Origin of the sequence: Arthrobacter sp. MYb227 (genome assembly GCF_002975435.1) — a bacterium.
Taxonomy (GTDB): Bacteria; Actinomycetota; Actinomycetes; order Actinomycetales; family Micrococcaceae; genus Paeniglutamicibacter.
On the sequence record NZ_PCPT01000001.1, the window covers coordinates 21523 to 47737 of the forward strand.

General features: G+C 57.6%; 24 protein-coding genes and 1 tRNA gene. 5 read left to right on the plus strand and 20 right to left on the minus strand.

Translation table 11 applies throughout. The features are described from left to right. The first annotated feature begins 10 nt into the window (after positions 1-10). Positions 11-631: an L-threonylcarbamoyladenylate synthase gene (locus CQ018_RS00100; protein WP_105547964.1), complete on the plus strand. Its 621-nt coding sequence runs from the start codon at positions 11-13 to the stop codon at positions 629-631. A 3-nt stretch (positions 632-634) separates the two neighbouring features. On the opposite strand, the gene CQ018_RS00105 is transcribed toward CQ018_RS00100, so the two are convergent. From CQ018_RS00105 to CQ018_RS00115, 3 genes are all read right to left on the minus strand, one after another. Further along, positions 635-1066 (minus strand): VOC family protein, encoded by a 432-nt coding sequence (locus tag CQ018_RS00105; RefSeq protein ID WP_105547965.1) that lies wholly within the window; start codon positions 1064-1066, stop codon positions 635-637. A 15-nt stretch (positions 1067-1081) separates the two neighbouring features. After that, positions 1082-2047, minus strand: coding sequence for an aldose 1-epimerase family protein (locus CQ018_RS00110; protein WP_105547966.1), 966 nt, complete (start codon positions 2045-2047; stop codon positions 1082-1084). Positions 2048-2213: 166 nt separating this feature from the next. Beyond that, positions 2214-2834, minus strand: coding sequence for an ANTAR domain-containing response regulator (locus CQ018_RS00115; RefSeq protein WP_105547967.1), 621 nt, complete (start codon positions 2832-2834; stop codon positions 2214-2216). Positions 2835-2990: 156 nt separating this feature from the next. Between CQ018_RS00115 and CQ018_RS00120 the strand changes: the two genes are divergently transcribed. Together CQ018_RS00120 and CQ018_RS00125 are read left to right on the plus strand one after the other, a co-directional pair. Next, positions 2991-3071 (plus strand) — tRNA-Leu (locus CQ018_RS00120). 281 nt (positions 3072-3352) lie between these two features. Beyond that, on the plus strand, positions 3353-3760 hold the full coding sequence (locus tag CQ018_RS00125) for a RidA family protein (protein WP_105547968.1): 408 nt from the start codon (positions 3353-3355) through the stop codon (positions 3758-3760). 90 nt (positions 3761-3850) lie between these two features. Here the strand turns inward: CQ018_RS00125 and pyk are convergent, their stop codons facing one another. The 11 genes from pyk to hisI all read right to left on the minus strand — a co-directional run bounded on the left by pyk (position 3851) and on the right by hisI (position 18887). Beyond that, positions 3851-5368, minus strand: a complete 1518-nt coding sequence (pyk, locus tag CQ018_RS00130) for a pyruvate kinase (RefSeq protein WP_105547969.1) — start codon at positions 5366-5368, stop codon at positions 3851-3853. Between the two features lie 66 nt (positions 5369-5434). Beyond that, positions 5435-6892 (minus strand): glutamate synthase subunit beta, encoded by a 1458-nt coding sequence (locus tag CQ018_RS00135; protein ID WP_105547970.1) that lies wholly within the window; start codon positions 6890-6892, stop codon positions 5435-5437. Further along, positions 6885-11489 (minus strand): glutamate synthase large subunit, encoded by a 4605-nt coding sequence (gltB, locus tag CQ018_RS00140; RefSeq protein ID WP_105547971.1) that lies wholly within the window; start codon positions 11487-11489, stop codon positions 6885-6887. The genes CQ018_RS00135 and gltB overlap by 8 nt, the downstream gene beginning before the upstream one ends. Before the next feature lie 435 nt (positions 11490-11924). Beyond that, positions 11925-12944, minus strand: a complete 1020-nt coding sequence (gene lgt, locus CQ018_RS00145) for a prolipoprotein diacylglyceryl transferase (protein WP_105547972.1) — start codon at positions 12942-12944, stop codon at positions 11925-11927. Further along, a complete protein-coding gene (gene trpA, locus CQ018_RS00150) occupies positions 12941-13735 on the minus strand; it encodes a tryptophan synthase subunit alpha (RefSeq protein WP_105547973.1) in 795 nt (264 codons plus the stop codon). Before trpA ends, lgt begins: the two co-directional genes overlap by 4 nt. Further along, positions 13732-15036, minus strand: coding sequence for a tryptophan synthase subunit beta (gene trpB / locus CQ018_RS00155; RefSeq protein ID WP_105547974.1), 1305 nt, complete (start codon positions 15034-15036; stop codon positions 13732-13734). The genes trpA and trpB overlap by 4 nt, the downstream gene beginning before the upstream one ends. A 46-nt stretch (positions 15037-15082) precedes the next feature. Beyond that, complete coding sequence (gene trpC, locus CQ018_RS00160; protein ID WP_105547975.1) at positions 15083-15916, minus strand: indole-3-glycerol phosphate synthase TrpC; 834 nt, start codon at positions 15914-15916, stop codon at positions 15083-15085. 2 nt (positions 15917-15918) lie between these two features. Beyond that, positions 15919-16170, minus strand: a complete 252-nt coding sequence (locus CQ018_RS00165) for an HGxxPAAW family protein (protein WP_181149670.1) — start codon at positions 16168-16170, stop codon at positions 15919-15921. A gap of 115 nt (positions 16171-16285) precedes the next feature. Next, a complete protein-coding gene (locus tag CQ018_RS00170; RefSeq protein WP_105547976.1) occupies positions 16286-16888 on the minus strand; it encodes a Trp biosynthesis-associated membrane protein in 603 nt (200 codons plus the stop codon). 5 nt (positions 16889-16893) lie between these two features. Then, positions 16894-18444: an anthranilate synthase component I gene (locus CQ018_RS00175; RefSeq protein WP_105547977.1), complete on the minus strand. Its 1551-nt coding sequence runs from the start codon at positions 18442-18444 to the stop codon at positions 16894-16896. Positions 18445-18485: 41 nt separating this feature from the next. Continuing rightward, the gene (hisI, locus tag CQ018_RS00180) at positions 18486-18887 is read right to left on the minus strand and encodes a phosphoribosyl-AMP cyclohydrolase (RefSeq protein WP_105548636.1); all 402 of its coding nucleotides are present in this window, start codon (positions 18885-18887) and stop codon (positions 18486-18488) included. Between the two features lie 145 nt (positions 18888-19032). Between hisI and CQ018_RS00185 the strand changes: the two genes are divergently transcribed. Beyond that, complete coding sequence (locus tag CQ018_RS00185; RefSeq protein WP_105547978.1) at positions 19033-19665, plus strand: TIGR03085 family metal-binding protein; 633 nt, start codon at positions 19033-19035, stop codon at positions 19663-19665. Between the two features lie 27 nt (positions 19666-19692). On the opposite strand, the gene CQ018_RS19760 is transcribed toward CQ018_RS00185, so the two are convergent. After that, a complete protein-coding gene (locus tag CQ018_RS19760; RefSeq protein ID WP_146111781.1) occupies positions 19693-19908 on the minus strand; it encodes a hypothetical protein in 216 nt (71 codons plus the stop codon). After that, positions 19883-20647, minus strand: coding sequence for a hypothetical protein (locus CQ018_RS00190; protein WP_105547979.1), 765 nt, complete (start codon positions 20645-20647; stop codon positions 19883-19885). The genes CQ018_RS19760 and CQ018_RS00190 overlap by 26 nt, the downstream gene beginning before the upstream one ends. A 64-nt stretch (positions 20648-20711) precedes the next feature. Here CQ018_RS00190 and CQ018_RS00195 point away from each other — a divergent pair, with 64 nt between their 5' ends. Next, on the plus strand, positions 20712-21029 hold the full coding sequence (locus CQ018_RS00195; RefSeq protein ID WP_105547980.1) for a type II toxin-antitoxin system Phd/YefM family antitoxin: 318 nt from the start codon (positions 20712-20714) through the stop codon (positions 21027-21029). On the opposite strand, the gene CQ018_RS00200 is transcribed toward CQ018_RS00195, so the two are convergent. The 4 genes from CQ018_RS00200 to CQ018_RS00215 form a co-directional block, all read right to left on the minus strand. Continuing rightward, positions 21019-21396: a hypothetical protein gene (locus CQ018_RS00200; RefSeq protein WP_105547981.1), complete on the minus strand. Its 378-nt coding sequence runs from the start codon at positions 21394-21396 to the stop codon at positions 21019-21021. The two genes, CQ018_RS00195 and CQ018_RS00200, sit on opposite strands and share 11 nt — an antisense overlap. 99 nt (positions 21397-21495) lie before the next feature. After that, positions 21496-23517, minus strand: a complete 2022-nt coding sequence (locus CQ018_RS00205; RefSeq protein WP_105547982.1) for an amidase — start codon at positions 23515-23517, stop codon at positions 21496-21498. Between the two features lie 107 nt (positions 23518-23624). Further along, a complete protein-coding gene (locus CQ018_RS00210; RefSeq protein WP_105547983.1) occupies positions 23625-25172 on the minus strand; it encodes an APC family permease in 1548 nt (515 codons plus the stop codon). After that, on the minus strand, positions 25169-26200 hold the full coding sequence (locus tag CQ018_RS00215) for an agmatine/peptidylarginine deiminase (protein ID WP_105547984.1): 1032 nt from the start codon (positions 26198-26200) through the stop codon (positions 25169-25171). The genes CQ018_RS00210 and CQ018_RS00215 overlap by 4 nt, the downstream gene beginning before the upstream one ends. Positions 26201-26215 lie beyond the last annotated feature (15 nt).

The following is a 26215-nucleotide window of genomic DNA, read 5'->3' on the forward strand; positions in this document are numbered from 1 at the left end:
AACTCGTTCAATGGCACGATTTTTTGATGTTCACCCGGAAAACCCGCAGGCTCGCTCGATTGCGCAGGCAGTTGATCTTTTACGCAATGGCGGACTTATCGCCTACCCCACCGATTCTTGCTACGCCCTAGGGGCGCAGATTGGTAACCGTGAGGCGCTCGATCGGATAAAACAAATCCGTCAGCTCGACGACAAACACCATTTCACGCTCGTCTGTAAGGACTTTGCTCAACTGGGCCAGTACGTTGAGGTCAATAACATGGTGTTCCGCAATATCAAGGCCGTCACCCCCGGCAGTTATACGTTCATCTTGCCAGCCACCAAGGAAGTTCCCCGCCGGCTGATGCACTCAAAGAAGAAGACCATTGGGGTGCGGATCCCGGATAACGCTGTGGTTCAGGCACTTCTTGAGGAACTTGGCGAGCCAATCCTTTCCAGCACCCTGCTGCTGCCCGGTGAAGAGGAGCCAATGACTCAGGGTTGGGAAATCAAGGAAGCTCTCGATAATGTCGTTGAAGGCGTCATTGATTCCGGTGAGTGTGGGACCGAGCCAACAACCGTTATCGATTATTCAAGTGGAGAAGCCGTGATCGCTCGCGTGGGTCTTGGAGATCCTTCACGCTTCGAATAAGCATTACGAGACGGGTGCGCCCTGGGGATCGGTCAGGTTACAGACCAATTGCCAGAGGTGCCCATCCGGATCGGCAAAGGTGCCAATATATTGCACCCGACCACTTGCATGTTCAATCTCATGCGGTTCATAAATCTTGCCACCGGCGCTTTTCACGCTCCGGAGAATCTCACCAACCTCGTCGATTGTCTCGATGGCACAACTCAAGAATGCGTCGGTTGCCGGGACCGGAAGCAACGGTGCACGCTTAGCCTCACGAGAATACTTGGTGAACTCCGCTATCTCGGCCAAAAACACCGCCATCCCCGGAAGCTGCAGTCCAACGATTCCACCTGCGAAGCTGACCTGATCCGGGCCCATGACCGCCACATAGAAATCAAAACTAGCCGACGCATCAGTAATCGCTAGGCTCAGGACGACTCCCTGAATTTTCATTTCGTTGCTCCCGCCCTAGTCTTCAGTCTTATCTTGCTCGGCGGATGGCCTATAGCCAATCCCCCACTCAATGCTCCAACTTTCCCCTGGCCCAATCCAGTGCAAACCATTACCACTATTGAAGGCATTTGCCGGCGCGGTCATAGGTTCAAGAGCAACAGCCGAAACCACACCCCGAGGTCCCGGGAAATGATCAGTGGTGTACACCTGAATGAATCCAAAAGCGGCATCCATGCGCAACTCGACACGGCTTCCATCGGGTGCCTGCAAATAATGCACAGACCCACCATCTGGTTCACGCACTACATCGGTCCACACATCATCCAGGGCAATCTCACCCAGTACGGCACCGGCACGATAATCCAGGTTCGTACCCACCACCGGTGCTACTTCACCGGTAGGGATCAATACCTCGTCGAGCACCAGATGAGAATCGGCATTGATTAACAATGTCAGCTCGGCTGCCGGAACGTCCCCCACCCGCAAATACGGGTGGGTACCCACGGCGACCGGCGCACGTCGTGCCCCAATATTTTCCAGCATGTGGCGCACTCTGAGTCCATCGGCCACTAATTCATACTCGACACGCGTTGAAAGATCGAAGGGATAACCCGCCTGAGCCCGCAGCGTGGCAGACAAAACGATCGTGTTTTCAGTTCGCTCGGCGAGTGTGTAACGAGAATTTCTCAAAAGCCCGTGAATCGCATGACCCCGCGCAGGCTCATTGACAGGCAATCTCTGGAGAACCCCCTCAAGTTCCCAGCGTGCCCCGGCAACCCGGTTAGGCCAAGGAACCAACACGGCACCAGCACTCATCGGTTCCGGCAGCTCGGCCGGATAATCCTGCACCAGTCCCACCCCATCGATTTCAAGCGCTCGCAGGGAAGCACCCAACTCGGTAACGACTACCCGTTGCGTGTGGCCTGCAAGCTCGGTCACCAATTCGAAGTGAGCACCCACCGGGGAGTCTTGGTGTGGCATCGTCAACCTTTCATCAAAAGTTCTATCCCTCCACCGCGGCGGCGGGGCGTTGAATCTAGCTCAGTGCTGGGGCTCCTGGCGGAAAAGCATCACGTGAAAATACTATGGCCACGCCATTGCCACAACAGTGCGGAGGTACGGCGCGGCCACAAGTAGCTACGGAAAGTTACTTGACCTGATCAATCACTGTTTCGGCAACTTCACGCATGGACAGGCGACGATCCATTGAGGTCTTTTGAATCCAGCGGAATGCCTCGGGCTCGGTCAGACCCATCTTCTCGGTCAGCAGGCTCTTGGCACGTTCCACAAGCTTGCGCGTGGCGAACTGCTCGGTGAGGTCCCCGACTTCTTTTTCAAGGGCCGTAATTTCCTCGTGACGTGAAATCGCGATTTCAATCGCGGGAACCAGATCCGCAGGTGTGAATGGTTTGACGACATAGGCCATGGCACCGGCTTCACGTGCACGGTCAACCAATTCTTTCTGGCTGAATGCGGTCAGGAGAACTACCGGGGCAATGCGTTCCTTCACGATGATCTCGGCCGCGGTAATGCCGTCCATGACGGGCATCTTCACGTCCATGAGGACCAGATCGGGCTTGTGCTCGCGGGCGAGATTTACTGCCTTTTCGCCATTGTCGGCTTCGGCAACCACGTCATAGCCTTCACCACGTAGGATCTCCACAATGTCCAGACGGATCAGTGTTTCGTCTTCTGCGACAATCACGCGGCGTGGTGCACCGGTGTTTGGTTCGGCCTCGATGCGGGTTACTTCGGGCAGGTCACTCATTGGTGCTCCTTCATTCCCGGGATGACCGGGGCTTCTGCAATACTCGATTTCACTGTTAAGCCTATCTGCATGTACAGTTGATAACCGCAAGGACGCGAGGATTTCTCAAGATAGAGATTATCCATTATGCTAAATCTTGCTCCAAATGATGTGCCCGCCCGAGTGGCGGAATGGTAGACGCGCTGCACTCAAAATGCAGTATCGCAAGGTGTGTGGGTTCGAGTCCCACCTCGGGCACATTTTAGCTCCGGCTTCCCCTAGACTCTAGGAGAAGCCGGAGCTTTTCTTTTCCCAAAACACATCAGTTCAGCAGCCATTAATTTGTACGCGAGTTAGCTCACACTAACTGCTGTCGATCGAGCACCCCGGCGCCCTCTCTCACCCTGAAATTCGTATGGTTCGCGGTGAACTGGCTTCAAAGCACATGCTGTAGGTGAGTCCGCTCGGTGCCGCGCCACGAGATCCGGGCTATCGTTGCCAAACATGTAAGCAGCAACACAGCAATTCAAGGAGTCGGTATGCCCAGTGCAGTATCACTGATCCATACGCAGAATCTAAGTTCCTCAGCGCAATATGCATATGCCTCCACGGCACCAAGCAATGCACGACTGATCTTTCTTGCCGGATCCTGTCCGTTAAACCTTGATGGCAGCACGGCGGGCATCGGGGACTATGCTGCGCAGGCGGCCAAATGTATTGAAAACATGAATATTGCTTTGGCAGAAGCCGGTGCCAGCATCACTGATGTCATCTCCACACGGGTCTTGGTGGCCTCTAGCAGCCAAAAAGATCTAGTGTGTGCGTGGAACGTGGTGCGCGAGGCATTTGGCACTCACGCGGCCCCCAGCGCCCTACTAGGTATCACGGTGCTTGGCTATGACCATCAATTAGTGGAGATCGAAGCGGTAGCCGCAGTCATTGACTAATCCACAACACAACAAAAGGGCCGAGTTCTGGCTGATCCCCCAAAGGAATCAACCAAACCCCGGCCCTGATGCATTAAGTAGCCTCAGCGACTAGATGTCGCGGGTGCCTTCGCCAACAACGTTTTCTGTTGCCCACGGGCCTACCTTCTCACGGGCAGGCATTGGCTTACCTTCAACCAGCTGTCCTGCATCGGCAAGGTCGCCGACCTTGTGGATGCGCAGCGAGTTGGTCGAGCCGGCCTGTCCTGGAGGTGAACCGGCTGCGATACAGACGATGTCGTTGATCTCGGCCAGTCCCTCCTGAAGCAGTGCACGGTCAACCTGTGCCGTCATCTTGTCTGTGTGATCCGCATACTCGACAAGACGTGGCTGCACGCCCCACATCAGGGTCATGATGTTGTAGGTCTGCGGCAACGGGGTGAAGGCAAGTACCGGCTTCTTCGGGCGCAAGCGCGAGAGGCGACGTGCCGAGTCACCGGACTGGGTGAAGGCGACAATGTACTTGGCATCGAGCTGATCTGCGATCTCAACTGCTGCACGGGTGATAGCGCCACCACGGGTCTTCGGCTTGGACCCAAGACGCGGAATACGATCAAGGCCATGCTTTTCCGTGGAGGAAATGATCCGTGCCATGGTCTCAACGGTCTCGATGGGGTATTCACCCACCGAGGTTTCACCCGAAAGCATCACGGCATCTGCACCGTCAAGCACGGCGTTGGCGCAGTCCGAGGCCTCGGCACGGGTCGGGGTCGGAGACTCAATCATTGATTCGAGCACCTGGGTGGCGACGATGACCGGCTTGGCCCAGCGACGTGCAAGTTCAATGGCACGCTTCTGGACCAGCGGGACCTCTTCGAGCGGAAGCTCAACACCCAGATCGCCACGGGCAACCATGATCGCATCAAAGGCGTTAATGATCTCTTCGAGAGCATCAACTGCCTGCGGCTTTTCGACCTTGGCAATGACCGGAAGGCGACGGCCTTCCTCATCCATGATTTCGTGAACACGCTCAATATCTGCCGCGTTACGCACGAAGGACAGGGCAACCATGTCGACGCCGGCACGGATGGCCCAGCGCAAATCGTCCTCGTCCTTTTCGCTCAAGGCGGGAACGTTGACGGCAACACCGGGCAGGTTAATGCCCTTGTTATTTGATACTTCGCCGCCAACGACGACCTCGGTGACAACCTTTTCATCATCAACGGCGGTGGCGCGCAGCGCTACCTTGCCATCATTGATCAGCAGGATGTCCCCAACGTTGACGTCCTGTGGCAGGCCCTTGAAGGTGGTGGAGCAGAAGGTTTCATCGCCAAGTACATCGGCGATCACGATGGTGAAGGTATCGCCAACCTTGAGGATGTGCTTTGCATCGTCAATGAAGCGACCCAAGCGGATCTTTGGTCCCTGCAGGTCGGCAAAGATGCCAACCGGACGGCCCAGTTCCAAGGCCGCTGCACGGACGTTGTTCAGGTTTTCGGCGTGCAGCGAGTGATCGCCGTGGCTCATGTTCAAACGAGCTACGTCAACACCCGCCTTGAGCACTGCCAACGTCTTCTCGTAGGTACCGATCGCCGGGCCCCAGGTGGCCACAATCTTTGCGCGTCTCATACGGTCAGCCTATCTGCCTTTCCATTTCTCAGGTCGGGAAAACACCGTAAAAGTGGTGAATCCGTCTCACAACATGCTGATGGCCTGATCCGTTGGTGCAACGGGGGCCGGTAGGCGGGTTTCGCCCATCAGGTATTTGTCCACCGCCGCGGCACAGGAACGTCCCTCGGCAATGGCCCACACAATCAGGGATTGTCCGCGTCCGGCATCACCTGCCGCGAACACCCCAGGGGTGTTGGTTTTGTAGTAACCATCGCGGGCGACGCTGCCCCGGTCATCAAACTCGATGTTGGCCTGTTCCATAAGACCGGCATCTTCGGTTCCAGTGAACCCAAGAGCCAGGAAGACTAGGTCGGCGGGGATAACCCGCTCGCTACCCGGCTTCGGAAGGCGCTGACCGTCTATAAATTCGGTCTCTGCCACAGTAACACCCATCACGCTTCCGTGCTTACCCGTGAAGTTTACGGTGGCCGCCAAATAGCTGCGCTCGCCCCCTTCTTCGTGAGCGGATTGGATCTCAAAGAGCTTGGGAAACATGGGCCATGGCTGGTTGTAGGGCCGCTCGGTGGGTGGTTGAGCACCGATGGCAAGGGTGGTAACGCTGGCCGCTCCTTGGCGTAGTGCGGTGCCCAAACAATCGGCTCCGGTATCCCCGCCGCCGAGGATCACCACGTGTTTTCCTGCTGCGTTGATGCGCAATTCTTTGTCTTCTCCGGCAACCACCCGGTTGGAATTGACAAGGTAATCCATCGCAAAATGGATGCCATTTAACTCGCGCCCGGTGATTGGCATATCGCGCGGAACCGTGGCCCCTGTGGCGATGATCACCGCATCATAGCTGCGATGCAGGCGTTCCCAGCTCACTTGCTCACCCACCGAAACCCCATTGCGAAATACGGTTCCCTCGGCTTCCATTTGGGCCAGCCGGCGCTCCAATACCTGCTTTTCCATTTTGAAGTCAGGGATCCCATAACGTAGCAATCCCCCGGGCTTCTCATCGCGCTCATACACCGCAACGGTATGACCGGCGCGGGTCAACTGTTGAGCAGCGGCAAGCCCCGCAGGGCCCGAACCAACAACGGCAATACGTTGATCGGTATGTCTGGTGGGCAGCACCGGAACAAGTTCGCCACTGGCTAAGAGCGTGTCGGCGATTTCCACCTCAATCTGCTTAATTGTTACGGCCGGTTGGTTGATTGACAGCACACAGGAGGACTCACACGGTGCCGGGCAGAGCCGCCCGGTGAATTCCGGGAAGTTATTTGTTGCATGCAGGCGTTCGGATGCCTCATCCATGCGGTCCTGTTGCACCAGCGCGTTCCATTCGGGGATCAGGTTCCCCAGCGGGCAACCATTATGGCAAAAGGCGATGCCACAATCCATGCAACGGCCAGCCTGTTTTCTCAGTTCGCCGGCTTCCTGACGTTGCACGACCTCTCGGTAGTCAAGCAGTCGGATGGGCACCGTACGCTTGGGGGCGGTATTGCGTTCGCGTACATCTAAGAATCCACGTGGATTAGCCACGGGTCACCTCCAAAATCCTGTTCCAGACAGTTGCTGAATCGGGGTCGAATCCTTCATGGGTGGCACTGGTGCGTGCGTTGGATACTGCCGCATAGTCACGCGGCAATACCTTGGTAATGCGTGCCGCGGCTGCCGGCCAATCGGCAAGCAGGCTTTCGGCGAGCGCAGAGCCCGTGGTAGCAACGTGTTCAATGAGTAGATCCCTGATCAGTTCGCAGTCAGCGTCCGCGGGGCCTTCCAAGATGAGATCATCCTGCGCCACCGCCAGCGGGTTGAGTTTGCTTGGATCCAGGTCAACGACGTAGGCGGTGCCACCGGACATACCCGCGGCAAAGTTACGACCCGTGCTTCCAAGGATCAGTACCGTGCCACCGGTCATGTACTCGCATCCGTGATCACCGATTCCTTCGACCACTGCCGTGGCGCCTGAATTACGTACCGCAAAGCGTTCACCAACAATGCCGTTAATGAACATCTCACCGCTTGTAGCACCATAACCAATGACGTTTCCCGCAATGACCTGCGCCGCGGGTTCAAAGCTGCTGCGCGTATCGGGGCGTAGGATGATCCGTCCCCCGGATAGCCCCTTACCCACATAGTCATTTGCGTCTCCGATCAGGCGCAAGAGAATACCGGCTGGCATAAAGGCGCCAAGGGATTGGCCTGCATGCCCACGCAGGGTGACCTCGATGGTGCCGGGTGCTAACTCATCGATGCCAAAGGTTGCGGTGACCTTGTTCCCCAGCATGGTTCCCACGGCACGGTCGGTATTGCGAATCGGAACTTCAATGGCTACCGGCTCACGGCGTGCCAGTGCGGCTTGTGCGAGTTCGATCAGCTTGTTATCTAGGTGATCTTCAAGATGGTGATCTTGCACCGTGGTGCGTTGGCGTGCGGCGCCCTCGGGGGTCCGTGGGGTTTCAAAGATCTTTGAAACATCTAGGCCCGCGGTCTTCCAGTGTCCTACCGCGGCACGGGTATCTAGGCGTTCTGCAGCCCCGATGGCTTCGGCAAGGGTGCGGTACCCCAGTTGTGCTAGGAGTTCGCGCACTTCCTGGGCGAGGAATTCAAAGAAGTTCACCACATGGTCCGCCTGACCCGTGAAGCGGGCACGCAGCTCGGGGTTTTGGGTTGCCACGCCCACCGGGCAGGTGTCAAGGTGGCAGACACGCATCATGATGCACCCGGTAACCACCAGGGGGGCCGTGGCAAAGCCGAATTCTTCGGCGCCCAGCAGCGCGGCAATGACCACGTCGCGGCCGGTCTTTAGCTGGCCGTCAACCTGTACCGTGACGCGTTCGCGCAATCCGTTGAGCATCAGCGTCTGCTGGGTTTCGGCCAGGCCGAGTTCCCAGGGGACCCCTGCGTGCTTCAGCGAGTTCAGCGGCGAAGCACCGGTGCCACCATCGTGCCCGGAGATCAGTACTACATCGGCTTTGGCCTTGGTGACGCCCGCTGCTACGGTACCGATGCCGACCTCGGAGACCAGCTTCACGTGCACGCGTGCCTTGGGGTTGGCGCACTTTGCATCGTAGATCAGCTGGGCGAGGTCTTCGATGGAGTAGATGTCGTGGTGCGGCGGCGGGGAAATAAGTCCGACCCCTGGGGTCGAATGGCGGGTGCGGGCAATCCACGGGTAAACCTTGTTGGCCATGAGCTGGCCGCCCTCCCCCGGCTTAGCGCCCTGAGCCATCTTGATCTGCAGATCATCGGCGTGCGTGAGATACATGCTGGTGACTCCGAAGCGGCCCGAGGCGATCTGCTTGACTGCCGAGCGACGTGCAGGATCCAGCAGGCGCTCCACGTCCTCGCCGCCCTCACCGGTGTTCGACTTGCCGCCGAGCCGGTTCATGGCGATGGCCAGGGTTTCGTGCGCTTCGGCGGAGATCGAGCCATAGCTCATGGCACCGGTGGCGAAGCGCTTGACGATTTCGGACACGGGTTCGACCTCATCGATGTTGATCGAGGTTTCCGGATCAATCTTGAAATCGAGTAATCCGCGTAGCGTCAGCAGTCCCTTGGCTTGGTCATCTACCCCTGCCGTATAGGCCTTGAAAATGTCATAGCGGCGTTCCCTGGTTGCGTGCTGGAGCCTAAAGACGGTTTCCGGGTTGAACAGGTGCGGTGGTCCCTCGCGGCGCCATTGATATTCGCCGCCGGTTTCCAGTAAGCGGTGTGGTTCCGGGGTGAGATCTGCCGGATAGGCAGCACCGTGACGCATTGCCGTTTCGGCGGCAATGATTTCTAGTTCAACGCCGCCAAGCTGACTTTGGGTTCCGGTAAAGAACTGGTCAACCACGCGTTTGGAAAGCCCTAGCGCCTCAAAGGTTTGTGCCCCACAGTAGGAGGCAACCGTAGAGATGCCCATTTTGGACATAATCTTCAGTATTCCCTTACCCAGTGCCTTAATCAGGTTGTGTTGGGCCTGGGCCGGGCCGATGTCACCGAGTTCGCCGCGGTTTGCCATGTCTTCAACTGACTCGAGAGCCAGGTAGGGGTTGATGGCTGAGGCACCGTAGCCAATGAGCACCGCAACATGGTGAACTTCGCGGACATCTCCTGCCTCTATGATCAGCGAGGTTTTGGTGCGATTGGCGCTTTTGAGCAGGTGATGGTGAACGGCGGAAGTGAGCAGCAAGGATGGGATGGGGGCCCATTGGGCATTTGAGTCCCGGTCCGAGAGCACAATGAATTTCACTCCTCGGTTGATGGCTGCCGAAACCTTTTCACAAATTTCTTGGATACGGGTCCGCAACTCGGTTTCCCCGCCTTCGGGACGGTAGAGGCCGCGGACCTTCAGTGCGATCTTGCCGCCGTCTACCTGACGCAAGTTTGCGATCTTGGCCAGCTCATCGTTGGTGATCACCGGGTAGTCAAGAGCTACCTGTTGTGCCTCAACTTTGCCGGTGGCCAGCAGATTCCCATCCGGGCCAATGCTTGTGGCAAGGGAGGTCACGAGCTCCTCACGAATTGAATCAAGCGGTGGGTTAGTGACCTGCGCAAAGGATTGGGTGAAGTAGTCAAAGAGCAGTCGGGAGCGTTCGGAGAGCACCGCAATCGGGGTATCGGTGCCCATGGCCCCCAGCGGTTCGGCACCTGTAGCGGCCATGGGAGCGAGCAGGATGCGTAGCTCCTCGGTGGTGTAGCCAAAGGTGCGCTGGCGCAACTGGACCGAGGCCGAGTTGTGTTTAACGTGCTCAAGATCCGGAAGTTCGTTCAAGTTGATCTTGTTTTCGGCAACCCATTGGGCCCAGGGATTGGAAGTGGCGATCTGTTCCTTGATGTCTGCATCATCAATGATTCGTCCGGCTTGGGTATCGATGAGGAACATCTTGCCCGGGGCAACCCTGCCCTTGGCCGTTATTTGTTCCGGGGCTAGGTCAATGACGCCAACCTCGGATGCGAGAACCACGAGTCCCTCGGTGGTGACCCAGTAGCGGGCCGGGCGCAGACCATTGCGGTCAAGCACCGCTCCGACGTGTTTGCCGTCGGTGAAGGACACCGCTGCCGGTCCGTCCCAGGGTTCCATGATCATTGAGTTGTATTCGTAGAAGGCCCGGCGATCGGCATCCATGGTTGCGTGATTTTCCCAGGCCTCAGGAATCATCATCATGATGGCTTGGGCTATGGGGCGTCCGGAGAGCATGAGTAATTCCGCGACCTCGTCGAAGGATGCGGAATCGGAAGCCCCGGGCGAGCAGATGGGGAAGAGTTCTTCCGGGACATCGCCCAACAGCGGTGAGGCCAGCAGGGATTGGCGGGCGCGCATCCAGTTCCTATTGCCCTTGACCGTATTGATTTCTCCATTGTGTGCAATGGTGCGAAATGGTTGGGCAAGCGGCCAGGACGGGAAGGTATTTGTGGAGAAACGCGAGTGGACAATGCCGAAGGCACTGGCGAAGCGGACATCGGTTAGATCTGGGTAAAAACGTGAGAGCTGCTCGGTGGAGAGCATTCCCTTGTACACGATGCTGGCGCTGGACAGCGAGGGGAAATAGATGCCGTACTTATTCTGCGCGCGTTTGCGGACACGAAAGACACGGGCGTCTAGCTCGTTGAGGGTTTCTTCACTAGTGCCCAAAAATAATTGGGCGAAATGCGGCATGCAATTAAGTGCCGTGGGGCCGATATGCTCCGCATTGATGGGTAGTTCGCGCCAGCCTAGGACGTGCAGGCCTTCTTCGAGGGCGAGTTCTTCAAGACCGTCGAGTGCCGCTGTCCGCACAGTTGGATCCTGCGGTAAGAATGCTGTTCCCACTGCGTATTGACCGGGGGCCGGGAGGGTGAAGTCGGTGACCGCGCGGAAAAATTCATCGGGGATTTGGGTGAGGATTCCGGCACCATCTCCCGTGCCGTCATCCGCTCCGACGGCTCCGCGGTGTTCAAGGCGGCGCAGTGCTTCGAGTGCGTGCAGAACGATAGTGTGGCTTGGTTCTTTGGTGAGGGTGGCGATGATGGCCAGACCGCAGGCGTCTTTTTCGTTCGCAGGATCATAGAGACCTTGTGGGTCTGGAATGGCAGCGAACCGGGTGTAGGGCGAGGAGAATTCCTCGCCACAATCGGGTGAAGCGTTCAGTTGCACTCCGGTCATGCTCATTGGTAATCCTTAAGTGTAGTTGGCTTGGACACGATATTTTGGGGTCGCAAAAAGCCGCTTGCTTTCGCTCGCGGTCGTTGTGAAAAGCTCCGGTGGGACTTCACCACTGTTGTGTGCGTGTTTTTTCTCTCGCCCTAGAGCCGGGTGAGGGAAAGGGCTTCCACGTCATTGTGGTTGACGAGCGGGATGCTGGTGAGCCGTGGCCGCCCTTGGTGTCAGGGTGAAAAAATCGTAGCACCCTAATGTTTCGTTTTTAGGCGTAGTTTTGTTTCCAACAGTTTTCGTATGCGCCGCTAATTGCTACCTGACTTGTACGTTTAGGTCTCGGCTGACTACCTGAAGAAAACGACAAGGCCCCCACGCAACATTTCGTATTCGTGGCTTCACGAATATTTTTGTTGTGCGGGGGCCTCGTGCCCTGGACAAGGCGACTTGCTAGTCGTCAGAGTCCTCGGAACCTTGCTTGGATTCTTTATCCACGCTCTTACTTTGCTCGGTGCCGGTTCCGGCTTCACTAGCCGATTCCGAAGAAGCCTTGGTCTCGATCTCTTCCTTGGGAGCACGCCCTGGCAGGTAGATTCCTGGGTAGGGTTGCGGGCGTAGCTTGGTCAATACGTAGATGAGCCCCACGGTACCCAAGATCACCATGGCAATGGCTAGCCACATGTGTACGCGCAGACCAACACCCAAAATAGTGATGGTGTCCGCAGCATCAATGCGCATAGTTTCCATCATGGTGCGGCCAATGCCATACCAGATCAGGTAGCACCAGAACATTGCAGTGCGGCGCAACTTGAACTTACGGTCAAGGGCCAGCAGCAGGAAGACGCCAAGAACATTCCATAATGATTCGTAGAGAAACGTTGGCTGGAACAAGGTTCCCGGCGGTAGTCCGGGTGGGAAATTGTAGCTATTGGGATCGATTTCCAGACCCCACGGCAACGTTGTTGGCTTGCCAAAGAGCTCCTGGTTGAACCAGTTTCCCCACCGTCCGAAGGCCTGCGCCAGTAACACACCGGGGGCTACTGCATCGAGGAACGCCGGCAAACGGACACCTGCACGACGGCAAGCAATCCACGCACCCAGCGAACCGAGGGATATTGCCCCCATAATTCCTAGGCCACCGGCCCAGATTTGTGGGATTTCACCTAGGTGGGCCTGCTGCCCATTGAGCCCAAAATAGTATTCGGGATCGGTGATCAGCACGTGATAGAGCCGGCCGCCCACGATGCCAAAGGGAATTGCCCAAATGCAGATATCCCATACGACCTCCGCTGGCCCACCCTTGGCCAACCAACGCTTGTTGGTCATCCACATCGCAACAACAATGCCCGCCAAAATACATAGGGCGTAGGCATGGATGGTCAGCGGACCAATGGTGAGCTTGGAGAATTCTGCTGGCGGGCTAGGGATTGAGGCAAGTACGCTGGCGCTTGCCGTCAGCAGGGCACTCATGCGTTAACGTGCCGCCCACTAAGTTCGGCCGTTAGCTTGCCTACCGCTTCCACTCCCCCATCGCGTAGCGCCGCCACAAGTGCGGTACCCACGATGACGCCGTCGGAGTAGGCACCGATTTCTTCGACATGCTTGCGCTGTGAAACACCCAAACCGACGCATGCGTTCGTGGCACCTGCCGCGTGGGCCGCGGCAACTACCGAGGCTGCGGCATCGGAGACTTCGGTGCGTGCACCGGTAACACCCATGACCGAGACACAGTAGACGAAACCGCGGCTGGCTTCGACGGTTGCCTTCATGCGGGCCTCGGTGGAGGACGGCGCCACGAGGAAGACTCGATCCAGTCCGTACTTATCCGATGCTTCAAACCATTCGGCTGCCTCATCGGGGATCAAGTCCGGGGTGATGAGCCCGGCGCCGCCGGCCTCTGCCAGGCGGCGGGAGAACTCATCAACGCCCATGCGTAGCACCGGGTTCCAATAGGTCATGATCATGACAGTTGCATCGCAGCGTTCGGTGATGCCCTTGACGATGTCAAAAACCTGGGCAACTTTGAAGCCCTGAGCCAGGGACTGGACCGTGGCTGCCTGGATGACCGAGCCGTCCATGACCGGGTCCGAGTAGGGGACGCCGACCTCAATAATGTCGGCACCGTTTTCTGCCATGGCAACCGCCGCGTCGATAGTTCCCTGCACGTCGGGGAATCCTGCAGGCAGGTAGCAGATCAGTGCCGGGCGGCCTTCGGCGCGGGCAGCCTCGATGGCTGCGGCGCTCTTGGATACGATGTTCACTTGGCGTCCTTTGGCTCGGTGGTGGAATCGGCGTCGAGAAGGTTGAACCATGCCGCTGCGGTTCCCACATCCTTATCGCCACGCCCCGAAAGGTTGACGATAATGATGGTTTCTTCAGGCGTTGCCCCGGCCGCAATCTTGCGGGCAGCAATTTTTAGCGCTCCGGCAAGGGCATGCGAGGATTCGATGGCCGGGATAATGCCCTCGGTGCGGCACAGCAGCGAGAAAGCGTCCATGGCTTCGGTGTCGGTGATTGGCTCGTAGTTCACGCGCTTGATGTCAGCAAGGTAGGCGTGTTCCGGGCCGACGCCGGGGTAGTCAAGGCCCGCAGAAATCGAGTGGGACTCGATGGTTTGGCCATCTTCATCCTGCATCAGGTAGCTCTTGGCTCCGTGCAGCACTCCGGGCTGGCCCAAGGTGATGGTTGCCGCGTGGCGTGGGGTGTCGATGCCGTCGCCGCCGGCCTCAAAGCCGTAAAGTTCCACCTCGTTGTCGTCGAGAAAGCCGTGGAAGATACCGATCGCGTTTGAACCGCCGCCAATGCATGCTGCAACAGCGTCTGGTAGACGGCCGGTCTGCGCCAAAATCTGTTCGCGGGCTTCTTCGCCAATGACTTCGTGGAAGTAACGCACCATGGCAGGGAATGGGTGTCCCCCGGCTGCGGTTCCCAGCAGGTAGTGGGTGTTTTCCACGTTGGCTACCCAGTCACGCAATGCCTCGTTGATGGCATCCTTCAGCGTCTGGCTGCCTGCGGTTACCGGGATGACTGTGGCGCCGAGCAGCTGCATGCGCGCCACGTTCAGTGCCTGTCGGCGAGTATCTTCAGCACCCATGTAGACAACGCATTCAAGGCCCATCAGGGCAGCTGCGGTCGCGGAGGCAACGCCATGCTGCCCTGCTCCGGTCTCGGCGATGATGCGGGTCTTGCCCATGCGCTTGGCAAGCAATGCTTGGCCAAGCACATTGTTAATCTTGTGGCTTCCCGTGTGGTTCAAATCCTCACGCTTGAGGAAAACGCGTACGCCGCCGGCTACCTCGGAGAAACGCTTGGCCTCGGTAAGCATTGACGGGCGGCCCGAGTAATTTTTGTTCAGATCCTTGACCTGGGCCACAAACTCCGGATCGGCCTTGGCCGCTTCAAAAGTTTCGTTGAGTTCGTCCATGGCGGCGATCAACGATTCGGGCATCCAGCGTCCCCCGTAGTCCCCAAAGTAGGGGCCAGGGGCGTGCCGCAGGGATTCCCCCGGAGTTGGCACGGGCTGCTGGGAACCGTCGGCCGGTTCACCTGTAGTCGGGTTCATCTGGGGGCATCCTTATCTAGCTGAGGAGGTCTGAGGGGAAAATAGTTTAGTCGCCGGAGCGTGCCGGTTTAGCGGCGGTTCCTGCGCTAATGAACTGTTCAATGGCAGCACGTGGATCGTTGTCCTTCACCAGGGCTTCGCCTACCAAGATGGCGTCGGCTCCGTGGGAGGCATAGTGCTGAACGTCGTCAACTCCACGTACGCCGGATTCGGCGATGATGATGGCATCGTGCGGAATCAGATCTGCGAGGTTGGCAAAGTTGTTGCGGTCCACCTCAAGGGTCTTGAGGTTTCGCACGTTCACGCCGATGATCTTGGCGCCAAGGTTGATCGCGCGCGTAATTTCTTCCTCGGTGTGCGTTTCAACCAGGGCGTTCATGCCAAGAGCATGGGTGAGTTCGAGGAATTCACGCATTTGGGCATCATCAAGGGCCGCAACGATGAGCAGGATGAGGTCCGCTCCGTGAGCGCGTGCCTCATAGATCTGGTACGCGTCAACTGTGAAGTCCTTGCGCAGCAAGGGAATGTCAACCGCAGCACGTACAGCATCAAAGTCGGCAAGCGATCCGCCAAAACGGCGTTCTTCGGTGAGTACCGAGATGACCGAGGCACCACCTGCTGCGTAGGCGGCCGCAAGTTCTGCGGGTTCCGGGATATCGGCAAGAGCACCCTTGGAGGGAGATTTGCGTTTAACTTCGGAAATGACCCGCATGATCCCATCACGCTGGGTTTGGATGGCTTTGCCGCCCAAGGCGGCAAAGGCGTCTAAGGCCGCAGGTGCGGCAGCCGCGTCAGCTTCAATCTGGGCCTGGCCACAGATGGAACGGCGGGCGTCCAGATCAATCCGAACGCCCGCAATAATATCCTCAAGTACGCTCACGACTAGTGTGCGGAACCCGACTTGGAACCGCCGACGCCGTAACCGGCCTTCTTCATAACCCAGCCTGAGATCAGACCGAGCACGACGATGCCCGAGGAGATGTAAACCATGGTTGGGTTGTGCGCGGCAAAGGAAATGCCACCGATGATGAAGCCGATCAGCGAAATGCCGACGAGGGTCCATGCTGCAATCGAGTTGCCGTGACCGATTTCTTCTGCGTGCATCGGGTCGATCTGGGTGTTGGTGTTAGCCATGGTGGGATACTCCTACTCACCTAGTGCCAATCGGGAATTCTCCCGACGAATAACTTCTGTCTATTCTGCCATTCTTTAACGCTGTGGCGTGCCATATTGCTCGCCAAGGCGCGTTTTAGGTGGGATCATCGCCGCGGGAGAGTGAGTCCCAGCCGGTGATCTCATCTATCTGACCCTTGGGGGTCAGTGAATCCTCATCGCCCGGAGTTGCCGCGGCATCCCGGGTGTACTTCTTACTGCTCTTCCAGGTACGTGAAGCAATTGCCAAGATCAGGGCGTTGGCTACCAGGATGATCCCGGCAAGAATTGTTACGTATGGCCAGAAGGAAACCTCATAGTCACCGCCGGCGGCGCTGAGGCCCGTGGCTTCACCAACCTTAGTGGTTGCCGCCGCAACCGGATCGGCGAGCACCGAGATTGCCGAGGCCACGATTCCCCCACCGACAATCAATAGGATTCCGGCAATAATGTAGCGGGCTACAGGTCCAGCTATCAGCGCGGCGAGCGAACCAGCAAGTGCAACGATCGATAGTGCTGCAATGGCTGCCGAGGCATCTGCACCGGCGACCTCAATCAGCGGGATCTTCACGGAGCCAACTTCAGGTTGGACAGTGATCCAGATTCGGGTACTGGTGGCAAGACCCAGCACTCCTCCAATCACGCCCAGGAGCATGACCATGCGTTTGGTGCCCCAGATCGGGGTTTGTGTGGTGCTCATAAGTTTTAGCTTTCCTCGCCGGCTTTTTTCATGGTGCCAGCAGCCCAGACGGCACGCAGGGGCGCTGCCGACTTATTGATGGTTTCAAGAGCTTCGTCATCAAGATCAGAATCGTTGACAATGCCTCCGCCGGCCTGAACGTAGGCGCGATTGCCTTTGAGCAGTGCCGAACGGATGGCTATTGCCATGTCCATGTCCCCGGTGAAATCAAGGTAACCGACTACCCCGCCGTAAATGCCACGGCGGTGCGGTTCTAGTTCATCAAGCAAGCGCAGCGCACGTGGTTTAGGTGCACCCGAGAGTGTCCCTGCGGGGAATGTTGCGGCAAGCACGTCATAGCCGTCGGTTCCCGGGGTGAGCTTGCCAACCACGTTGGAAACCAAGTGCATGATGTGGCTGAAGCGTTCGACCTCCATGAACTGGGTGACCTCTACCGAACCAGGAACACAGACCTTGGAGAGGTCATTGCGTGATAGGTCAACGAGCATCAGGTGCTCGGCGCGTTCTTTTTCGTCATTGAGCAGGTCTTTTTCATGCTGCTGGTCGTCCTCGTAGTTTGCCCCGCGTGGTCGTGAGCCAGCAATCGGGTGGGTTACTACGTGGTTATCGTTGACGGTAACGAGTGCCTCAGGTGAGGAGCCAACGATTGAGTATGACTTACCGTGGGTGTCTTCGAGATTGAACAAGTACATGTAGGGGCTGGGGTTGGTGGCCCGCAGGATCCTGTACACATCAAGCGGGTCTGCATGGGATTCAAGTTCAAAGCGGCGTGAAATAACTACCTGGAATACCTCGCCATCGACGATGGCTTCTTTGCCGCGCAAGACCGCTTGACGGTATGAGTTTTCATCCCATGAATGGGTGACGGCATTCATGAGTTCATCGGTCGGGACATCGGTGCCGGAGAGTACCGAAACTGGGGTTTCGGCGGCTTCGGTGAGCGCTGTGAGCATCTTGCTCACGCGCTCAACTGCGTGATCATAAGCGCCGTCAACACCGTCGGTGGTTCCGTTGAAGTTAATTGCGTTGGCAATAAGTGTCAGCGTGCCGTCGGTGTTGTCATGTACCGCCATGTCGCCCACGAGGTTCATGGCAAGTTCGGGTAAGTGCAGATCATCGGCGGGTGGATTGGGGAGTTTTTCCCAGTGCCGAACCGCTTCCCAGCCAATGAACCCGACCATGCCACTGGTCAGCGGCGGAAGATCCCCGAGAGGTTCGGTGCGTAGCGCTCGTACTGTGTCACGCAATACCTCTACCGGGTTACCTTCGGTGGGCATGCCAATCGGTGGGTTTCCCAGCCAATGTGCTTGCCCCTCGCGGGTGGTGAGCGTTGCCGGTGAGTTGGTGCCAATAAACGAGTAGCGGCTCCAGACTCCCCCGGCCGCAGCCGATTCCATCAGAAAAGTGCCCGGGCGGCCGTTAGCAAGCCGACGATAAATCGAGATGGGCGTTAGCGAATCCGCTAGGACACGCATGCTAACCGGGATGACGCGGCGATCGGCTGCTAGGGCGCGAAATTGTTCGCGGGTAGGTGTTAGTTCACCGAGAGCTTGCATAAGTGACTAATATTCCTTGCGTAAAAGAAATCGATGTTGGGTCAGGAAACGCGGCGGCCAACAACGGCCGGGATTTCGCGTCCATCAAAGCAGGTGTGGGCTCCGGTGTGGCAGGCGGCACCAATCTGGTCTACTACCACCAGTAGCGCATCGCCATCGCAGTCTAGGGCTACCGAGCGAACCAGCTGTGAATGTCCGGAGGTATCTCCCTTACGCCAATACTCATTGCGTGAGCGGGACCAGAATGTGACGCGGCCGGTGGTGAGGGTACGGCGCAGAGCTTCTTCATCCATCCATCCGAGCATGAGAACCTCCAAGGTTCCATGCTGCTGAATAATGGCAGCGACTAATCCCGAGTCGTCCTTTTTCAGGGCTGCGGAAATTTCTGCGGACAATTTGCCATCTACTGTGACTGGCGTGGCGAAGGCTGGGTTCTGCGACATCACCCCCAAGTCTAGTGCCACGGACCGTTAATTCGTTGTACGCGATTCATGCAGCGGACCTACGCGTCATGATTCGGCACACGCCGAGCAGTATGCACTGTTTCAATCGGACACAAGAGCAGCAGAACGTGTTAGTTTCATAGTGATGCATTTCGTCCCAGCCTCGCGTGAAGTATTGGCCGAAGTCCTGCTCGCTGCAGGGCCGGTGGCCCCAACATTGTGCGCCGGATGGCAGACTCGCCATTTAGCTGCACACCTTGTATTGCGTGAGCATTCGCTGCTCGCCGCCGGTATCGTTTTCAAACCTTTGACCGGCAAGATGGAATCGGTCCTTGAACAACGCGCAGAACGCGCCTTGAACAAGAACGATTATGCGGTTCTCGTCCATGAATTTCTTGCCGGTCCGCCTAAGCGTTCCCCCTTTGCGCTACAGCGTGTTGAGCATGCGGCGAATCTTTCCGAGTTTTTCATTCATACCGAGGATGTGCGTCGGGCAACCGATCGTTGGGTACCTCGGGCGTTGGATGCCGCGTATGAAGAACTGTTATGGAATGACCTCATTCGACGTGCCTCGCTTTATTACCGTGGCACCAGTGTTGGCATCATTCTTGTGCGTCCGGATGGACGCCGACATGTGGTGCGCAAGGCCCCGACCTCCGTGGCCATTACGGGCCGGCCTGGCGAATTATTGTTGCATGCCTCCGGGCGCCGCAACGAGGCTTTGGTGACATTTGAGGGCGCTCACGAGGCAATCGCAATTCTCGAGGCATCCAGGTAAGCGCTTCCGCACCTTAATAGCTGCCCATTACTTTGATGTACCGTGCCGCGGGGCTGTCTCGGGTACAACGATCAATGCCTCGTGATGATCCGCAAGGCGTAACGCCGGGCACGTTCCCACAGGATCGGTGACCACCACGGGATACTGCAGTGACCCACCAACAATCTGCCCCTTCAATATCTCGGGACAGCCTGCCGGAAGCCCGGCGACCTGGGCATCAATAACATGAATTCGGGCGGGCACCGGGTGTGAACTCTGCACTCTTTGGCGCCGATCCCAACACCGGAGCCAGCGCAAAGACAAAGATCCCTGCCACGAACCAAATCGATAACCCTCGGATACGTTTGACCAAACGTTGGTACACCTCAAGCCGCTGCCGGTAGGCAACCGCTGACTCGAGTTGCTGGATGTACGCAATGCCTTGAGCACGTTTGGCCTTAACCCAGGCAATGTCCGAGGGCTCACTTGGTTGCAGTTTCCGACCAGCTAGGGCAAATGGTTGCTTCCGTTCTAGGGCCGCAAGTGCAAGTGAACTTCCAACGAATTCATCGGTATACAGCTCCGTGATGCTTCTGGATTCCCCTCGTAGCTGGGTGCGCCGTTCGTACACCCATTTCAGCATTGGCGCCTCAGCACCAATGTTCTCCGTGGCTGCGAGTTCATTTGTTTGCAATAGGCCGAGATCCAATTCAAGGTTAGATAATTCGGTGACCGTGGGCGCATCCAGGGCAAGTACTCGGGCAGCCCCAAACAGCACGATCCCCACGGCGCTAAGCGCCACGACGGCACCAAGTATCGCAATCAGTGCAGCCCAGAGCCGCAGGTCCTGTATTGATGTCAATTGCGGCCCCGCAATAACTGCCACGGCAAGGGCACCGGTGGAGGCCACAAGCCATTTCAGGGTTCCGGCAAGACTTTCGGTCTTGAGTTCAAAATAATCGAGTTGCGAGGTTGGTGTTTCGGTCACTTCTGGAATATCCACGTGATTTCTTTAGTTGAAACATGTACTACGCATGTACTACACGTGTTAGCCTCATGCATTAACAATGCGTCAGGTCGAACACGAGGAAGAAGTAGCCATGTCTCCCCTAGCCCACGTAGCAAGTTCGCATACATACAGCATGCGCGAGCTGAACCAAAACACTGCCCAGGTCATCAGGGAGATCAACGAGTCAGGTGAACCGGCACTTATCACCCGCCAGGGCAGGCTGGTAGCACTATTAACCCCCTTGGCCAACGCACGCGTGGAAGCTGCGGTGCTGGCTGCTGCCCTAGAAAGCGTATCGGCCATGAATACCGCAGGATCTGTAGGCAAAATCCACCCTAGTGAAGAGGTTGGCCGGGACCTTGGTCTCATCGACTAAGCCCATTGCGCATAAGGAGACGCCGCATTTCCGCATTTGGAACAACCCGACGTTTTACAAATCCAGGTTCCAACCCATGTCTGATCTGCTCATCGAGCGTAAGCGCGCGATAGACCAAACAATAGTCACGAGCCGCAGGGCCACGCTGATCGTCACCATCCAGATCGAACGATAGATATTCGGGCAGTTCAGAGACCCAGATACAGCGTCTAAATCTAGAATCAATGTCCCCATCCAGCGGGCCTTCGATCTCGTCGTCTGCATCCGGACGCAACTGCGTATCTGCAATTTGCCAGATGGTCTTACCAACCGACAAGTCGCCGATGGCACGCAGTTCTTCATTTGCGAGATCTTCCCAGTCCGCCATACGCTCATTCAACCAGAGAGCGCAGCGTACGTGTAGCTTTCAACTGTGGCACACTGGCATCGCGAGTTCAGGTATCAATGCGCTTGAACAAAGCATTTCCTAGAATTCGGTAAACGCCCCGGCTGTCAGTCCATCAAGGCTCCGCACATGAATCACGGCCAGCGAACTCGTGACGGGATTCGAGCCAAATTCCGCCGGTTGCACCTCCGCTGGCAAAACAACCTCTGCGTTCCACTGGGTGCGCTCACGGTGTACGAACACCCTTTCCCCATTAACACTCAAGAAGATCTGCAGTTCCTCCCGGCCATGAATGGTTCCCGAAAGCTGAACCACGCGCGCACCCTCGTTTTGGTTCGCGAGAACGGACCTCACATCAATGGTGACCTTGGGGTCTTTGTTTTCAAGATGACTCGCGGTGTCCATCAACGGGGCCTCTTCGTGTGGCAAGCAATCCGATACCAGCGTTGGAGCCAGCGGCGGGGTTGTACGCAGCGAACTGGCAGCTTCAAATGCATAGCCATAGGACAGAATTTCATTGTCCTCATAGGCGGGCCCGGCAATGGTTAGGCCCACCGGCATGCCAATATCTTCCATGGTTCCCATGGCAACGGTAATTGTCGGAATACCAAAGTGGCGTAGCGCGTAGTTGCCATTGGAGAAGAACACCCCATTGGCCCAGGCGCGGTCCGCGGAGTCTTGGCTGATATCAGAGTCCTGTGCCGCAACATCTGCATTGGCCGGGAAGACGATTCCGTCTAGACCTAAGGATTCAAGCCATTCTTCGAAAAGTTCCTTACGCAACGTTTCTAAGGTTTTGAGTCCATCGGCAAAGCCCGGTAGCTCCTCCACCGGTGGCAGCCCGGTCTTGGCCATGGCAACCACATCGCGGTAGCGATTTTCGTAGTCCTCGACCTCCTCATAGCGGTCTGGTAAGGATCCTGCGGGTGCGGGAAAAATCTGTAGGTGGTCAACATCTGCCAACTGGTTGAGAAGCGGATCATTATTCGTCCGCAGAAAGGTGTCCCAACCGTGAGCGAGAATTTCGTTGAATTCGGTATCCATCCACCCCTCTGGAAGCACCCCCAATGAGGCGAGCTGTTCACCACCGGGGGTATCACCCTCATATTTTTCAATCATCGGCAGATCAACTTCGATGACCTGGGCACCCAAGGATTCGAGCCGTTTACGTGCCGCAACCCAAAGTTTAAGGATGGATTCGCGCACCTGAATCGGGAAGTTGGAGTCTTGGCCCAGGTACATCCGTGGTACTCCAAAACGTTTGCCTCGCAATGAGTGCGGATCGGCAAGTTCCGCGTAGCTGGCCGGGCGCACCGCGGAAGCCACGGGCAGTTTCACCACTTGCTGGTTTCGCCAGAAGTCCCCGCTGGTTTCCGGGTCATCTGCGACTATGACATCGAGCAGTGCGAACATGTCATCCATGGAACGGGTGTGTGGCACCACCACATCGCGGGTGGGGAACAGCGGCCAGTTTCCCCGAATAGATATAACACCGCGCGATGGCGTATAGGCACACAGTCCATTATTGGAGGCCGGGCTGCGACCGGAAGACACCGTTTCTTCGCCCATGCCAAAGACACCCATGCTGGATGCGGTGGCTACCGCCGAGCCATTGGAGGAGCCCGAGGCATAGGCAGCGGCCAAGTAGTCCGTGTTGTAGGGGCTTTCTGCACGGCCATAAATTCCGCGTTGCATGCCGCCATCTGCCATGGGCGGCATATTGGTTTTACCCAGCAACACTCCCCCGGCGTCCCGGATGCGCCCCACCGTGAAGGCATCATCTTGAGCTATCAGATCTTTGAACGCCGGAGAGCCAGAAGCCACACTCATGCCACGAGCCATGTAGCTGTCCTTGACGGTGTAGGGAATTCCTTCCAGTGCCCCGGCGGTACCGGCCCGGCGCCTAGCATCGGAGGCGGCAGCCTCGGTGAAGACCTTGGGGTTGAGCACCGCTACGGCATTGAGTCGCACCGAGGATCTGTCGAAGCGCCCGATGCGAGCCAGATGTGCGGCCACCAACTCGACGGCCGTCACGTCCCCGTTTTCCAAGGCACCGAGGGTGTCTTCGATTGAGGCCTCGTGGATGGTGAACTGTCGTTTCATGAGGGTTTTCTAATGCTTTCTTGATTCGTCGGGTTGCCCTTTGCCCAGGGGATGAGCGAGCAACCCGACGCGAATAGATGTGTTGCTTCGGTTAATCCGAATGCCGGTCAGGCCCGGTCCTTGGTCGAAGTCGCGGCCCGACGTGGCAGGCTGCGCCCGAGGAAGAACTCGGGTCTGCGTACCACGGCCCCGATCAGGAACAATGCACCGAGGGCAATAATGCCAACTCCGATGACAAAGACCAGTCCGATTCCAAAAATCTCGGACCCCGAGCCATAGGCCGGGTCCCAGGAATCAATTGAGGTCTGAATGAACACTGCAACCAACGCGATGCCACCGAGCAGTGGAGCGAGCAGGCGCAACATGAAGTTGCGCACGGAGTCCAGCGCGGTGTGCCGGAAATACCAGACACAAGCCAGGGCGGTGAGCCCATAGTAGAAGCAGATCATCATGCCCAGCGCCAAAATCGTGTCATTAAGAACGTTATTGCTCAGCACACGCATCAACGCGTAGAAACCGGCCGACACACCACCGGCAACTATCGTGGCAAAGGCCGGGGACTTGAATTTGTTGATCGAGGCAAAGCGCTTGGGCAATGCACCGTGGTGGGCAATGGCAAGCAGTGAACGGGCCGGGGAGATCATGGTGGACTGTAGCGACGCGGCACAGGAGGAAAGCACAGCCAGCGAGAGCAGAATCGCGAACGGACCCATCACCGGAGCTGCAATTGAGGTGAACACATTTTCTGCGTTCTCCGGGTTGCGCAACCCCAGCCCGGTCTCGCCAATGCCGGCAAACATGACCATGGCAATGGAACCGATCAGGTAAATGGCAAGAACACCAATAGCTGTCAACGCCGCGGCACGACCGGAGGTTTTCTCACCGTTTTTGGTTTCCTCGTTCATGGTCAGGCATACGTCCCAGCCCCAGAAGGCAAAGATCGAAAGGCTCAGGCCCACGGCAAAGGCGGAGAACGAATCAATATGCATGGGGTTGAACCATGAGGCGTCGAAGGCCAAGTGTCCTGGTTGCGCCGAAGCTTTGGACATGGCTCCGATGGTGAACCAGGCCAGCACCGCCAATTGGAAGCCGACAAGTACGTATTGCACCATGCGGGTGGTGGTCAGTCCGCGGCAGGCAATGAATACCGCAGCGCCAACGAACACGAGGCAGGTCAGGATATTGATGCCCTTGTGTGCCGAAAGCTCGGCCAGTGCGGGGTTTCCGGTGGCCTGGGCCAAGAAGAGATAGAAGAAGTCAACCGCGACCCCGGCGAGGTTGGAGAGCACAATGATGTTTGCCGCCAAGAGTCCCCAGCCACCCAGCCAACCCAGCACCGGACCGAAGGCCTGGGAGACCCAGGTGAAGGTCGTACCCGAGTCCGGGGTATCGGCGTTTAGTTCGCGGTAGGCAAGGGCCACCAGGAACATGGGAATGAACCCGATAATGAAGATGGCCGGCAGCTGGGTGCCAATGGCTTGAACCGTGGGACCAATCGAAGACGTCAAAACGTAAGCCGGCGCGATGGTAGAAATACCGATCATGACCGCCGCGAAGAGTCCGAGCTGACCGGCGGCCAGACCCTTGGAGCGGATCAGTCCCGAATCCGAGGCGGGTACCGGCGCCTTGGGGCGCCGTGCCGTTGAAAGACTCATGACTGTTGCTTTCCGGCTACTGGTTCTTGCTGAGTGATGCAGTGGATTCCGCCACCACGGGCGTACAGTTCGCGGGCATCGACGCCCACGACCTTGCGTCCGAGGTAGGCCTGCTCCAGCAGCGCGAGCGCTTTTTCATCGTTCGGGTCATCGAAAGTGCAGGCAACCACGCCGCCGTTGATAACCAGATGATTGATGTAGCTATAGTCGACAAAGCCTTCCGAATCGCGCAGGACGGTGGGTGCAGGAACCTCGATGAGCGTGAACTCGCGTCCCTTGGCATCGGTGGCACCGCGGAAGGTGGAGATCAGCTCCTTGGAGATTTCATAGTCCGGGTGCTCGGGATTTTGCTGGGAATGGATGAGTACGGTTCCCGGGGAGGAAATTGTGGCGACGATGTCGACGTGTCCGCGGGTACCGAACTCCTCGGTGTCGCGGGCCAGACCGCGTGGCAGCCAGTGCACCTTGGTAGCTCCCAGCGTGCGGGCGAATTCGGCCTCGACTTCTACCTTGGTGATTCCGGGGTTGCGTCCCGGATCCAGCTGGACCGATTCGGTGGCCAGCACGGTGCCTTCACCATCGACGTGGATGGCACCGCCCTCGTTGACTAGGGCGGAGGAAATACGTGGGACGCCTGCCCAGTCGGCTACCGCGGCGCCTACCTTCGCGTCCTTGTCCCATTCCGCCCAGTCTTGGGCTCCCCAACCGTTGAAGATCCAGTCAACGGCTGCGAGTTCGCCTGCATCATTAGTGACGAAGGTGGGCCCGATATCGCGCATCCAAGCATCATTGAGTTCCGCCGTGCGGATCTCAATGCGTTCATCGAGATACTTAGCTGCCTGAGAATCTGCCGGGTCTACAACCATGATGACCGGGGCAAACTCCGCAACGGCATGGGCGACGTTGGCCCAGGTTTGCCGTGCGGCGTGGGCCTGCTCCGCGGTTTCCCCCAGGGCATAGCCCTCATGGGGGAATGCCATCCAGACGCGTTTCTGGGCCGAGGTCTCGGCGGGCATGTTCCAGCTCATGGTATTTCTCCTGCA